General features: G+C 52.0%; 14 protein-coding genes. 10 read left to right on the forward strand and 4 right to left on the reverse strand.

Features of this window, described 5'->3' with window-relative positions:
- Positions 1-83 precede the first annotated feature (83 nt).
- From yidD to ACFQI7_RS11085, 3 genes are all read left to right on the forward strand, one after another.
- A complete protein-coding gene (gene yidD / locus ACFQI7_RS11075; protein WP_218099205.1) occupies positions 84-320 on the forward strand; it encodes a membrane protein insertion efficiency factor YidD in 237 nt (78 codons plus the stop codon).
- Positions 321-798: 478 nt separating this feature from the next.
- Positions 799-2,799 (forward strand): methionine--tRNA ligase, encoded by a 2,001-nt coding sequence (metG, locus tag ACFQI7_RS11080; RefSeq protein WP_218099204.1) that lies wholly within the window; start codon positions 799-801, stop codon positions 2,797-2,799.
- A 56-nt stretch (positions 2,800-2,855) separates the two neighbouring features.
- A complete protein-coding gene (locus ACFQI7_RS11085) occupies positions 2,856-3,929 on the forward strand; it encodes a Gfo/Idh/MocA family protein (RefSeq protein ID WP_218099203.1) in 1,074 nt (357 codons plus the stop codon).
- 103 nt (positions 3,930-4,032) lie between these two features.
- Here ACFQI7_RS11085 and ACFQI7_RS11090 read toward each other — a convergent pair whose 3' ends face one another.
- Positions 4,033-4,902: an alpha/beta fold hydrolase gene (locus ACFQI7_RS11090; protein ID WP_218099202.1), complete on the reverse strand. Its 870-nt coding sequence runs from the start codon at positions 4,900-4,902 to the stop codon at positions 4,033-4,035.
- 154 nt (positions 4,903-5,056) lie between these two features.
- Between ACFQI7_RS11090 and ACFQI7_RS11095 the strand changes: the two genes are divergently transcribed.
- Positions 5,057-5,782, forward strand: a complete 726-nt coding sequence (locus tag ACFQI7_RS11095; RefSeq protein ID WP_218099201.1) for a MerR family DNA-binding transcriptional regulator — start codon at positions 5,057-5,059, stop codon at positions 5,780-5,782.
- 196 nt (positions 5,783-5,978) lie between these two features.
- On the opposite strand, the gene cysK is transcribed toward ACFQI7_RS11095, so the two are convergent.
- Positions 5,979-6,908, reverse strand: coding sequence for a cysteine synthase A (gene cysK / locus ACFQI7_RS11100; RefSeq protein WP_218099200.1), 930 nt, complete (start codon positions 6,906-6,908; stop codon positions 5,979-5,981).
- Positions 6,909-7,100: 192 nt separating this feature from the next.
- Between cysK and ACFQI7_RS11105 the strand changes: the two genes are divergently transcribed.
- The 4 genes from ACFQI7_RS11105 to ACFQI7_RS11120 are packed head-to-tail and all read left to right on the forward strand — an operon-like array spanning position 7,101 to position 10,478.
- Complete coding sequence (locus tag ACFQI7_RS11105) at positions 7,101-8,066, forward strand: metal ABC transporter substrate-binding protein (protein ID WP_218099199.1); 966 nt, start codon at positions 7,101-7,103, stop codon at positions 8,064-8,066.
- Between the two features lie 32 nt (positions 8,067-8,098).
- Positions 8,099-8,881: a metal ABC transporter ATP-binding protein gene (locus tag ACFQI7_RS11110; protein WP_218099198.1), complete on the forward strand. Its 783-nt coding sequence runs from the start codon at positions 8,099-8,101 to the stop codon at positions 8,879-8,881.
- Between the two features lie 53 nt (positions 8,882-8,934).
- A complete protein-coding gene (locus tag ACFQI7_RS11115) occupies positions 8,935-9,738 on the forward strand; it encodes a metal ABC transporter permease (RefSeq protein ID WP_218099197.1) in 804 nt (267 codons plus the stop codon).
- A 29-nt stretch (positions 9,739-9,767) separates the two neighbouring features.
- Complete coding sequence (locus ACFQI7_RS11120; RefSeq protein WP_329958232.1) at positions 9,768-10,478, forward strand: cytochrome c biogenesis CcdA family protein; 711 nt, start codon at positions 9,768-9,770, stop codon at positions 10,476-10,478.
- An 11-nt stretch (positions 10,479-10,489) separates the two neighbouring features.
- Here the strand turns inward: ACFQI7_RS11120 and splB are convergent, their stop codons facing one another.
- Positions 10,490-11,536, reverse strand: a complete 1,047-nt coding sequence (gene splB, locus ACFQI7_RS11125; RefSeq protein WP_218099381.1) for a spore photoproduct lyase — start codon at positions 11,534-11,536, stop codon at positions 10,490-10,492.
- A gap of 197 nt (positions 11,537-11,733) precedes the next feature.
- Between splB and mntR the strand changes: the two genes are divergently transcribed.
- Positions 11,734-12,156: a transcriptional regulator MntR gene (gene mntR, locus ACFQI7_RS11130; protein ID WP_218099195.1), complete on the forward strand. Its 423-nt coding sequence runs from the start codon at positions 11,734-11,736 to the stop codon at positions 12,154-12,156.
- A 141-nt stretch (positions 12,157-12,297) separates the two neighbouring features.
- Entirely contained in the window at positions 12,298-13,272 is a 975-nt protein-coding gene (locus ACFQI7_RS11135; RefSeq protein WP_218099194.1) for a patatin-like phospholipase family protein, read from the forward strand.
- A gap of 88 nt (positions 13,273-13,360) precedes the next feature.
- On the opposite strand, the gene ACFQI7_RS11140 is transcribed toward ACFQI7_RS11135, so the two are convergent.
- Positions 13,361-13,630, reverse strand: coding sequence for a hypothetical protein (locus ACFQI7_RS11140; protein ID WP_218099193.1), 270 nt, complete (start codon positions 13,628-13,630; stop codon positions 13,361-13,363).
- Positions 13,631-13,658: the final 28 nt, after the last annotated feature.

Raw genomic sequence — 13,658 nt, forward strand, 5'->3', positions numbered from 1 at the left:
GGCGCTGCGGGTCTTTTTCCGGTTGCGTCCCGTTCGTTTGACATTCGGGCCGCACCTTGGCATGATGAGAACATGGAAGAAGGATGAGGGAAGGACGGTGGGCCGTATTGATCAATAAAGTGCTCAAGGGCGGCGTTCTTTTTTACCGGAAGGTGATTTCGCCGCTCAAGCCGCCGACCTGCAGATTTTACCCGACCTGTTCCGCCTACGCGCTGGAGGCGCTGGAGCGGCACGGGGCGGTGCGCGGCTCCTGGCTCGCCGTGAAGCGGATCTGCAAGTGTCATCCGTTTCATCCGGGCGGCGTAGACCATGTGCCTTGACACGTCTGGTCAGATTCGATATATTGTGCATAACATCCTGTGAACGGATAAGTACTTCGTTCGCTGTCACGGATTGGGCAGAACTCGCTTTGTCCGTGCCGGCATGAAAGCCATACAGAGAGCCGGGGGAGCTGAGAACCGGTTGGCGGACGCGAAGGAAGATGGTCCTGGAGGATATGAGGGTGAGCGGCAGCTAAGCCGCAGGTGCGGGCACGGTCCGGCACGGCGTTAGCGGCAAGCCTTCATCGCAATTCCGGCGTTAACGGAAGGTCGGAGCAAACTGACAACTGACATCTCTTGAATTGCGATGTAACAGTTGCGGCGAACGTCCGGCTGCTAAGCCCCGGCGGCATCCGGTATTTTACCGGCATAAAGCTGCTGCAAGTATGGGGGAAGTTGGGTGGTACCGCGTGAGCGCAAGGCTCTCGTCCCAAAGGGATGAGAGCTTTTTTGTATTTTCTGAAGGAGGAAGAAGCCAATGAGTGAAACGAAGAAAAGCTATTACATTACGACGCCGATTTATTATCCGAGCGACAAGCTGCATATCGGCCATGCTTACAGTACGGTGGCGGGAGACGTAACGGCCCGGTATAAGCGGCTGCGCGGATACGACGTCATGTATTTGACGGGAACGGACGAGCACGGGCAAAAGATCGAGCGCAAAGCGCAGGAAACAGGCAAGACGCCGCAGCAGTTCGTCGACGATATCGTCGCGGGCATTAAAGACTTGTGGAAAAAGCTGGACATCAGCTACGACGATTTTATCCGCACGACGGAGCCGCGCCATAAGCAGGCGGTCGAGAAAATTTTCAACCAACTGAAGGCGCAGGACGATATTTATCTCGGCCATTACGAGGGCTGGTACTGCACGCCCTGCGAGTCGTTCTTTCTTGAGAGCAAGCTAGTGGACGGCAATTGTCCGGATTGCGGCCGTCCGGTGGAGTGGGTGAAGGAGGAGAGCTATTTCTTCCGCTTGAGCAAGTACGCCGATAAGCTCATTCAGTTTTACGAGGAGCATCCGGACTTTATTCAGCCGGAATCGCGCCGCAACGAGATGATCAACAACTTCATCAAGCCGGGGCTGGAAGACATGGCCGTCTCGCGGTCGACCTACGACTGGGGCATCAAGGTTCCGGGCGATCCGAAGCATGTCATCTACGTCTGGATCGACGCGCTCTCGAACTACATCACCGCGCTCGGCTACGGCAGCGAGGACGATTCGAAATACAGCAAGTTCTGGCCGGCCGACGTCCATCTGATGAGCAAGGAGATCGTCCGCTTCCATACGATCATTTGGCCGTCCATGCTGATGGCGCTCGGGCTGCCGCTGCCGAAAAAAGTATTCAGCCACGGTTGGCTGCTCATGAAAGACGGCAAAATGTCCAAGTCCAAAGGCAATGTCGTCGACCCGGTCGTTCTGATCGACCGGTACGGCCTCGATGCGCTTCGCTATTATTTGATGCGCGAAGTGCCGTTCGGCTCGGACGGGACGTTCACGCCGGAAAGCTTCGTGGAACGGATCAATTTCGACCTTGCGAACGATCTCGGCAACTTGCTCAGCCGCACCGTCGTCATGATCGACAAATATTTTAACGGCACGGTGCAGCCTTACATCGAAGGAGCGACGGAATTTGACGCTGCGCTGCTGGAGACGGTTCGCACCTCCGCCGCCAAAGTGGAAGAAGCGATGGAGAAGCTGGAATTTTCCGTTGCGCTCGCCTCGATTTGGCAAATGATCAGCCGCACGAACAAATATATCGACGAAACGCAGCCTTGGGCGCTTGTGAAAGACGAAGCGAAGCGTCCGGTGCTCGGCTCCGTGCTCTACTGCCTGGTGGAATCGCTGCGCATCGCCTCGGTCTTGCTGCAGCCGTTCATGACGGAGACGCCAAAGAAGATGTGGCGGCAGCTCGGTATCGACAATAGCGCGTTTACCGGCTGGGACACGGTGCATGCGTTCGGCACGCTACCTGCAGGCACGCGCGTGGAGAAAGGCGAAGTGATGTTCCCGCGGCTGGAAGCGGACAAGGAAATCGCCTTTATCGCCGCTTCCATGGGCGGTGGCGCAGCGCAAGCGGCCGAGGAGCCGGCCAAGCCGGAAGCCAAAGCGACCGCAGCGAAAGCGTCAGCCGAGCCTGCTGCGGCTGAAGGGGCCGGCGAGATTTCGATCGACGACTTCTTCAAGGTCGAGCTTCGCGTCGCGCAGGTCATTTCGGCCGAGCCGGTGAAGAAAGCCGACAAGCTGCTCAAGCTGCAGCTTGATCTTGGAAATGAGCAGCGCCAGGTCGTTTCGGGCATCGCCAAATATTACACGCCGGAGCAGATGGTCGGCCGCAAAGTGATTTGCGTCACGAACCTGAAGCCTGTCCAATTGCGGGGCGAGCTGTCGCAGGGCATGATTTTAGCCGCCTCCCAAGGAGATCAGCTAACTTTAGCTACAGTTTCTGATGAAATTCCTAATGGTTCTGTGGTAAAATAAGGTTTGTTCACGTTAACAATTTGAAGATCACCGATATGGGGAGGCTGCTCAAACTCATGCAGACAAGCGACGGAATGAACTACGCACCGCAGGGGAAACCGAATCCGGTCGTGGGGCCGGGCGAATTTGCTTTTGCCGCCACGGCGCTGGACCACGGCCATATTTATGGCATGTGCAACGGGCTCATCGAAGCCGGCGCCGATTTGGTCATGGTGTACGATCCGGACCCGAAAAAAGTGGAAGCTTTCGTGAAAAAGTTTCCGCAAGCGAGACCGGCTGCATCCGTGGAGGAAATTTTGCAGGACCCGAACATTAAGCTCGTCGCCGCGGCGGCCGTTCCTTCGGAACGCGGACCGCTCGGCATCCGCGTTATGGAGGCCGGCAAAGACTATTTTACCGACAAGACGCCGTTCACCAAGCTGGAGCAGTTGGAAGCCGCCAGGGCGACAGTGAAGAAAACCGGCAAAAAGTACATGGTCTACTACAGCGAACGGCTTCATGTGGAGAGCGCGATGTTCGCGGGCGAGCTCGTTCAGCAAGGCGCCATCGGCCGTGTCGTTCAAGTGATGGGCTGGGGGCCGCACCGGCTGAATGCGCCGTCCCGTCCGGAGTGGTTTTTCCAGCATGAGAAATACGGCGGCATTTTGTGCGACATCGGCAGCCACCAAATCGAACAGTTTCTTTACTATACCGGCGCCAAAGACGCCACCGTTACGAGCGCGCGGATTGCCAATTACAACAACAAAGACTATCCGGAGCTCGAAGACTTCGGCGATGCGACGCTGGTCGGGGACAACGGGGCCACGTTCTACTTCCGCGTCGACTGGCTGACACCGAACGGTCTCGGCACTTGGGGCGACGGAAGGACGATTATCCTTGGCACCGACGGCTATATCGAGCTGCGCAAATATACGGATATCGCCCGCGAAAAGCAGGGGGATCACGTTTACTTGGTCAACCATGAAGGCGAGAAGCATTTTGCGGTCAAAGGACAAGTCGGCTATCCGTTCTTCGGTCAGTTGATTCTGGACTGCATCAACCGTACGGAAAACGCCATGACGCAAAAGCACGCGTTCAAAGCGGCGGAATTGTGCCTCAAAGCCCAGCAGCAAGCGGTACGCGTGGAATAGACGGCGATCTGAAATTTCAACACCGCCTGTTAGCCTTGTTCCCGGTCGAATGTCGATCGGGGATGGGGCTTTTTTTAATCTCCTATTTTTTTTCCGGGCATAACTACAATAAATTAGCGGTCAACCAAGGTTTTATCAACGGGAGTACGGCAGCAGGCTGCATCGCTTTGGTATGATCCATGTCTTTTCCCCTTATTATTTCTACATCCCACCCAAAGTGTCTTAATTCGGTTTCATTTTTCTGTAATAACCCAACGATATCAACGATTACGCTTCCAAACGGTTCGCCATAAACAATCGTATCTTTTTCTCCCGCGAACGTTAGTTTAGGGTAGGTTAACTTGGCTTGAATCGCTTTGTCATCAAACTCCATTAAGCTTCTATACATCGTGTAAAATTGTTTCGTAAGATTCGGATCTACTTTCACTTGGATGTTATCCCAATCCACTTCTTCAGGGCTGCTGTTTACTTCATGTTGGGATTCAGATCCGTTTACATTTTTGAGTGCTTGCTCGCACGTCTTTTCGGTTACGATCAGCATTTCATTGTATGGTCCTTCATAAGGCGGGTAACCGCCCATAATTAAGCTTTCCAGCCGATCCGTTCGGATAGCCAATTGCAGCCCGACAAGAGCGAGCCAAGAGTAGCCATAGTAACTGAATGGCCCAATATTCATTTCATCGGCAATGCGTAATAAATCATTTGCGATGGTTTCTGGTGTGAGATGATCCGGTTGCGGATTTTCAAATCGATGCCCTTCATAATCAAAGTACAACACTTGAAATGGGTCGGACAGCCCTTCAACAAAATGCTTACCTAACTCAGGATCCACTCCCCATGCTTTCAAATATTCGGCTTTTTGGCCGTAGACGGATGATTTTGCTACCGGCAGCATAATGGCTTTACCGGAGCGATTTCCGGTTAACCCGACTTCCAATTGTGAGCCGTCATGTAATGTTACGAACTTTTTCAATGCATTCACTCCTCATTTGTTTATAATACTACCATACAACATTCATGCAATATTTCGGTTTCTACTGTTGATATGCCGATCATACATGCGGTTTTTCGATTCAAATGTTAACGCAGCACATGAAGGTTTCACTTCAATAATGAGGAGTGGGGAAATGCACCGTACATATTCACCTGCATACGTTGCCGAAGAAATGAATGTAAGTACGACGACTTTAAGGAGATATGAAGAGCAAGGATTAATTCCCGATGTCCCAAGAACAACAGGCAATCACAGATACTATAAGTCCGTACATGTTCAAGCCTTTATTGCCATTCGATCGTTATTAAGCGGATATGATATACCCGTAGTTTATGAGGCAATGAGAAGCATCAAGAAGGGAGATATCAATCAAGCGCTTTGGTTGTTAAACCATCAGCTGTATCAAATGCAAGCAGAAAAACAAAGAGTGGAAGAGATGCTTGCGATGATTAAAAATGTGGATTTTGCGAAATCACGAAATGGCAAAATAACGAATAGGATGACGATTGGAAAAGCAGCGGAGCTTGCCGGGGTAAACAGTTCTGCCATAAGACACTGGGAAAAGGAGGGGTTAATTCATTCGGAACGAGACCAGGAAAATGGATATCGCATGTTTACGGTATCTGAATTGAGAAAAATATTAGTCATTAGCAGCCTAAGAAAAACAATATATTACATTGAAAATATGAAAGACCTATTAAATGACCTGGACCGGCAAAATTACTCAAAAATCGATCGATCGTACCAGCTTGCACTGCAAAATCTAAACCATCAACTGACGAGGAAATATGAGGCAATCGCCGAGCTAATGAAATATATTGAACTCTTGAAAAAGGATATCCCGCAGATGTCCGGATGAGACGGTTCAACACGATGGGCTGCCCCCTTGACTAAGGGGTCTTTATTGTTTTACACCACAAGAGTAAAAACGGAACAGTACGGGCAAATGCTGCGTACTGCGGGTGCAAACAACAACGGGTATCGAGTCGCCGGCGGCGATCCGATACCCGTTATGGTTGAGGCCATGACCTATCCGAAGAGGATGCAGCAAGCGGTTATTGGAACAAGTCGGTCGACAAATATCGTTCGCCTGTATCCGGAAGCAGCACGACGATCGTTTTTCCTTTATTCTCCGGCCTTTTCGCCACTTGCACAGCGGCGAAAGCGGCGGCTCCGGAGGAAATGCCGGCAAGCAGTCCTTCCGAACGCGCCAACCGGCGCGCGGCGGTGAACGCATCTTCCGCCGAGACTTGAATAATTTCGTCCACGACGGACGGATTGAACGTTTGCGGGACAAATCCGGCACCGAGTCCTTGCAGCTTATGCGGCCCGGGCTTGCCGCCGGATAGCACCGGCGAATCGGAAGGCTCCACCGCAATGATTTGCACGCCGGGCTTCCGCTGCTTGAGCACTTCGCCGACACCGGTGATCGTGCCTCCCGTCCCGACGCCGCCAATGAATATATCGACAGCGCCTTCCGTATCGCGCCATATTTCCTCCGCCGTCGTCCTGCGGTGAATTTCCGGGTTCGCCGGATTGTTGAACTGCTGCGGGACGAATGCGTTCGGAATTTCCGCGGCCAATTGCTCCGCTTTCTCAATCGCTCCCCGCATGCCTTCCGCACCTGGAGTAAGCACCAGCTCCGCGCCTAGAGCGGCAAGCAGGTTTCTTCGTTCAACGCTGAACGTGTCTGGCAGCGTGATGATCAATCTGTAACCCAACGCAGCGGCGACAAAAGCGAGGGCGATACCCGTATTGCCGCTTGTCGGCTCGATGATGACGGTATCCTTCGTTATCAATCCTTTGGCTTCGGCGTCTTTGATCATCGCGTAGCCGATCCGGTCCTTCACGCTTCCCGCAGGATTGAAATATTCCAATTTAGCGATAATGTTGGCTTGCAGCCCGTTTTCTTGGCCGAAGGAGCCCAGTTCCAGCATAGGGGTATTGCCGATTAGTTCGGTCAAGTTTTTCGCAATGCCAGGCATGTTACCATCCTCCAAAATAAATAATCCCCTATCCGTATAGTAGGGTATATTAAACTTAACATGAAAAAAATTATTTGTAAAATTTCCGATAAAGCGCCTTGAATCGATTGACATCTGTATGGGCGGGACGTATAATCGTGCTTGTTAATAAAAATTACGATTAATAGTCGCGTATGAAAAGGAGCGTTATTGATGTCTGTTGCTTTATCTCGAAAAATGATCCTGCCGCTTATTGCCGTATTGATACTTTCTTTATTTGTTTCCGCCTGCGGCGGTCGTTCCCAAGCCACGCTTGTTTCCGGTAAAATCAATATCGTCGCAAGCTTTTACCCGCTTTACGATTTTGCCCGCAACATCGGCGGGGAACACGTGAACGTCATTAACTTGGTTCCGGCTGGCGTCGAGCCGCACGACTGGTCTCCGAAAAGCCGCGATATGAAAAATTTGACCAGGGCGGAGCTGTTCGTTTACTTGGGCGCCGGCTTCGAAGGCTGGGTGGAAGATACGCTGAAGAGCATGCCGAAAGATTCGAAGACCGTCGTCGTCGAAGCGAGCAAGGGCATTGGGCTGCTGCCGGCCACGGAGCAGCACGACCATGACCACGAGGAGAAGGGCAAGAAGGACAGCCACGAATCCGAATACGACCCGCACGTATGGCTGAGTCCGGTAAACGCGAAGCAAATCGCTTTGAATATCAAAGAAGCGTTGATCAAGGCGGACAGCGCCCATCAGGCGGATTTCGAAGCGAACTATAAGAAGTATGCCGAGCAGCTCGATCAGCTCGACAATAAATACAAGACGGAGCTGGCCAAGACGCCGAAAAAAGAAATCGTCGTTACGCACCAGTCGTTCGGCTATTTGGCCAAACAATACGGCTTGACGCAAAAACCGATCATGGGGCTGTCCCCGGACGCCGAGCCGACTTCCAAAGACATGAAGGACATTTTGCAATTCATTAAGAGCAACCAGATCAAATATGTTTTCTTCGAAGAACTCGTTTCCGACAAGCTTGCCAAAACGCTGGCTAAAGATGCGGGCGTCGAGACGCTCGTCCTTAGCCCGGTGGAAGGGTTGACGGAGGAGCAGGCGAAACTTGGCGCCAATTATATATCGGTGATGGACAACAATTTGAATAATTTGATAAAAGCATTACAATAGAAGAGAGACCTTTGTGTTAGGAGCATCGCACTATGAACATTTCTGAATCCAACGGATGTCATCGGCAAATCGTCTCGATCGATGACGTCTTTTTTTCTTATGAGAACAAACCGGTTATAAGCGGCTTGAACTTTTCGATCCTCGAACGCGATTTCGTCGGACTGATCGGATCGAATGGCGCAGGGAAGACGACCCTGCTGAAAATGATCGTAGGCTTGCTGAAGCCGAGCCGCGGCGAAATCCGTCTGTTCGGAGAACCGATAGGCCAGTTTCGCGATTGGGAGCGCATCGGCTATGTTCCACAGAAGAACGCGCTGAATCCGCTGTTTCCGGCAACCGTACGGGAAGTGGTCAACTCGGGCCTGTTCGGCAAAAAAAATATGTTCAAACGGCTGTCCAAGGCCGAGCTGCAAAAGACGGACGACGCGCTCAGCGCCATGCGGATCGAAGATTTGGCCGACCGGCGGATCGGGCAGCTGTCCGGCGGACAGCAGCAGCGCGTATTTCTCGCCAGAGCGCTGATCAACAATCCGGAGCTGCTCATCTTGGACGAGCCTACCGTAGGGATCGATGCGGAGTCGCAGGACAGCTTTTTCCAAATGATCCGCCACATGCATCAGCATCATCATATCACCTTCCTGATGGTTTCCCATGATATGGACATGATGAAATCGTATCTCGGCGAGCAGCCGCTGCAAAAGAGCGGCGGTCTTTCGTTCTATGTGAAGCATACGCATGCGCCAGAGAACTGCCGTGAAACCGATTTGACCCACTCGATGCAGCAGGAGATGGAAACGTTCGAGGTTTTACCTTGAGCGGTGAGCAGCCTTCCCGTATGGAGGCAGGGACAGAATAGGAGAGAACACGCTTGGACATTTTTTCGGAATATTTTTTTCAGCGGGCGCTGATCGGCGGACTGCTGATCGGCTTCATTTCTCCGCTAATGGGCGTATTTTTGGTGCTGCGGCGGTTGTCCATGATCGGGGACACGCTGGCGCACGTTTCCATCGCGGGCGTGGCGCTCGGATTTCTCATTAACGTTTACCCGGTCGGGGTAGGACTCGTGTTTGCCTTGCTGGCGTCATTCGCCATTGAGAAACTGCGCAAAGCGTACAAAACGTACGCCGAGCTGTCGATCGCGATCATTATGTCGGGGGGCGTTGCGCTCGCCACGTTTTTGTTCACGATCGGCAAAGGCTTTAACATCAATGTCATGAGCTATTTTTTCGGCAGCATCTACACGCTCGACAACACCGATTTATGGGTCGTAGCCGGCGTAGCGGTCATCGTCTCGGCCGCCGTGTTCGTCAATTATAAAGAGATGTTTCTGCTTTTTTTTGATGAGGATGCCGCCGGGGTGAGCGGTCTGCCGCTGCGGTTTTACAACATATTGATCACGATGCTGACAGCGCTCGTCATCAGCGTAGCGATCAAGATCGTCGGCGCGCTGCTCGTCTCATCGCTGCTTACGATTCCTGTCGCGTGCAGCTTGCTCGTGGCGCGAAGCTTCAAGCATTCGATATTTTGGGCGATCCTGTTTTCGGAGCTGGCCGTCGTGCTCGGCCTTGTTTCGGCGGGCCTATGGGATTTGGCCCCGGGCGCCACGGTAGTGCTTGTGTTAATTGCGATGCTGATCGGCATATTATTTGTAAAAAGAGGCTTGCGGCATTAAGATGGTGTGTAAGGAGGAGGATCGAACTCGTGGAAATCAACGTATGGATCGCTTTATGGGCAGGTTTCGCTTCTTTCATATCGCCCTGCTGTTTGCCGCTCTACCCTTCGTATTTATCTTACATTACCGGCGTGTCCGTCAACAAGCTGAAGGATGAGCAATCCGCCAGGGAGGTCCGCTTCAAGCTGATCTCGCATACGCTCGCATTCATCGTCGGTTTTTCGATTATTTTTTACAGCTTGGGGCTTGGGGCAAGCGTGCTTGCCAACATTTTCGTCGATTACCGCGATCTGCTGAGACAAATTTCCGCGATTCTGATCTTCGCGATGGGGTTGTTCCTGCTCGGCATTTTCCAGCCGCAATGGTTAATGAAAGAACGCAAGCTGCAGCTGAAATTCAAGCCCGCCGGCTACCTCGGCTCGGTACTGATCGGCATCGGCTTCGCCGCAGGCTGGTCGCCTTGCATCGGCCCGATCTTGTCCGCTATGCTGATGCTGGCCACCACACAGCCGGATTCTTGGCTGCCGCTCATCTCGGCCTACTCGCTCGGCTTTGCCGTACCGTTTTTCGTCCTTGCTTTCTTCATAGGCTCGACCAAATGGATATTGCGCTATTCCTCGGCAATGATGAAAATCGGCGGGGGAGTCATGCTGGTCATCGCCGTACTCTTGTATACCGATCAAATGACAAGAATCACGATCTGGCTGCAAAATATAACCCCCGCCTGGATGTTAGTGTAGTTTTGCGATGATCAGGTGAAGTAGTCGATCTGCGCTTCAGGGAAGTTGGAGAAGATCTGCTCGGTAATAAATTCTCTTAACGCCTGCGCTTGCTCGTCGGGATATACATATTTGCCTTGACCGTATTTGCCCCATTTGTATTTCCGCTTCGCTTCATCCATTTCGAGCTTCGTTTTCGGATAGCGCTGCTCGATAATGTTTTTCGCCGTTTTCGTAAAGCGGTGCTGAATCAATTCAAACGTCAAATCGGAGACGGCTTCCAGCGGGAGCGTCTCTTTTAATTTCGCGAGCAGCTCGGCATACCCGTCTTCCCAGCCCTCGTGCCAAATGATCGGCGCAATGATGAAACCGAGCGGATAGCCGGCATGAGCCACTTTGCCCGCGGCCTGAATGCGTTCGTAAAAGCTCGACGTGGCCGGTTCGAAGTTTTTGATGACATAATCGGCATTCACGCTGAAACGGAAGCGCGTATGCTTATTATGCTTGGCATCCAGCAAAGGCTCCACATGATGAAATTTGGTAACAAAGCGAAGCCGGCCCAGCGGCTCTTTGCCCATAAATTCGATATATTCTTTGAGCGAGCCGCTGATATGCTCGAGCCCAACCGGATCGGACGTACAAGCCGCTTCGAAGCGGGTCACTTCCGGCGCCCGTTCCTCGATATAGCGCCTCGCCTGCTGCAAAATATCGTCGGTATTCACATACACTCTAACATACGGTTTTTTTCCAAGCGTCGTCTGAAGATAACAATAATGGCAATGCGCCATACAGCCGGTCGCTACCGGAATGGCGTATTCCGCAGACGGCTTTGATTGATCGAATTTCAGCGTCTTGCGGATGCCCACGACCAGCGTTCTTTTGGCAATCCGGTATTTCTCCAGATCGGTCTCGCCGGGAAGATCCGTAATCCGATTGTGCGATGTCGTCATGCGGATCGGGAGCCCTTGCTGCTTGGCCCATTCGTGAATTTTTTGGCCTTTCGGATAATGTAGCGCATCCGGCTCAAAATAGACGAGTTCCGGCACGAATACGCTCGTATCGCGAGCCGGGGGAGCCATTAATCCCGTATTTGTCACAACATGTTTCCTCCCTGCATGTATATATACGGTACATACCATTCCAATGGGGTGTTAAGTGGCAAGACTTGCTTACAAGGCATGGCTGTGATATATTAAATTGCGCTTATCGTAACATAGTTTGCGTCATGTACGGGCAGGACAGTCATGGAAATCAAGGAAGTGCAGGAGGTACGCGGATGGCAACGCCAAGCATGGAAGACTACTTGGAGCGAATATATAAACTGATCGACGAAAAAGGCTATGCGCGCGTTTCCGACATTGCCGAAGGGCTTGAGGTTCATCCGTCGTCTGTGACGAAGATGATTCAGAAGCTGGATAAGGACAACTACCTCATTTATGAAAAATATCGGGGACTTGTTCTTACGACAAAAGGACAAAAGGTCGGCAAACGGCTCGTCGTCCGCCATCAATTGCTGGAACAATTTTTGACGATCATCGGGGTATCCGATGAAAATATATATAAAGACGTGGAAGGCATTGAGCATCATCTTAGCTCCGACTCCATTACTTGCATCGAGACGCTGGTCGAGTATTTCAAACGCGATGCCGGCCGGATGGATGATTTGATGCAGTTGAAAAAAGAATTGGAAGAGTCTTAATAACGAAAATACGGGACAGCGGCTTCCATAGGAGCCGGTGTTTTTCTTTATCGGCCGAGCCGAACCTTTGCAGTTCGGACATATGTACAATCCGTTCCGTCATACAACTCTAGTAGAGTTTATAACGGGGGCGGGGATCCGGTGAAAATCAACGCGGTATTCGAAGGCGGAGGAGTCAAAGGAATTGCGCTTGTCGGTGCGGTATCGGCCGTGGAGCAGCTGGGCATCGGTTTTCATCAGGTTGCCGGAACGTCGTCGGGAGCCATCGTCGCATCGCTTGTGGCGTCGGGGTATCGTGCAGAAGAATTGAGAGAAGTGCTCGAAGCCACTCCATTCCATACTTTCCTGCAGCGTGCTCCGGTATTCGATACGAAAGTGATCGGCCCGCTCTTACGGTTGTTTGTGAAAAAAGGGCTGTATTCCGGCGAAGCGCTGGAGCATTGGATATACCGGCTTTTGCTCGCCAAAGGCATTCGCACTTTCGGTGATTTGGCCAAAGACCAGCTGCGCATTATCGCTTCGGATATTTCCGGCCGGAAGCTGCTTGTGCTTCCCGACGACATTGCCCAATACGGCATTGACCCGCATCGCTTTTTGGTGGCCAAAGCGGTACGGATGAGCACTAGCATTCCGTATTTTTTCGACCCGGTCATTATCCGCAAACCGGCGCATTTAAAGCAGGCGGGGAGCAAATTTCCCGACCAGTTTGTTTATATCGTCGACGGCGGCTTGCTCAGCAACTTCCCGTTATGGCTGTTCGATTCGTCAGTCATGCCGCCCCTTGACCAACTGGTGCCGACGATCGGCTTTCAGCTTGTAGGCCGCGGCAACAGCAATCCGAATGTGATCAACGGCCCCGTCAGTATGCTGCATGCATTATTTTCTACGATGCTCGACGCTCACGATGAACGGTACATACAAGAGCCGAACCGGTTCCGTACCGTAAAAATACCGACGCTCGGAATCAGCAACACCCACTTTGATTTAACCCAAGAGCAAAGCGTGGGGCTGTACGAATCAGGGCAAACAGCGACCAACGCCTTTTTCGCCAAGTGGAAGCTTACCGATTATAAGCAAAAGTATCTCACCTACGTTACCCAAAGGTCAAACGTGTAGCGAAACCGCGGATGCGTAAGCTTCTGTCCGGCCGAATCCCAAACAGAAAAGACAGCTTGCAGCAATATGCTGAAGCTGTCTTTTCTGTTTAATGGTATTTCGGCGTATCATCGGAATCGTCTTTGCTGCCGTTAATGACGCGGAACGTCGCGTTGCGGCGTTTCCCTTTGCCGAATCGCGGCGGTGTCGTCCGGTTATAACGCCAACGGTTCGGCGGATATTTGTACAGCCAAAACACGATGCCGAACACCAGAATAGGAATGATGTACGCGCCGGGATTCGAGAAAATACTGGAGAGGAGCCCGATTGCGATCAATCCGAAAATGATGTAGCCGATGGTGCGATCACGGTTTTTCACAAAAATTCCCCCTTGGATGAGAAAGAAT

The sequence above is a fragment of the Paenibacillus allorhizosphaerae genome (assembly GCF_042659105.1).
Taxonomy (GTDB): domain Bacteria; phylum Bacillota; class Bacilli; order Paenibacillales; family NBRC-103111; genus Paenibacillus_G; species Paenibacillus_G allorhizosphaerae.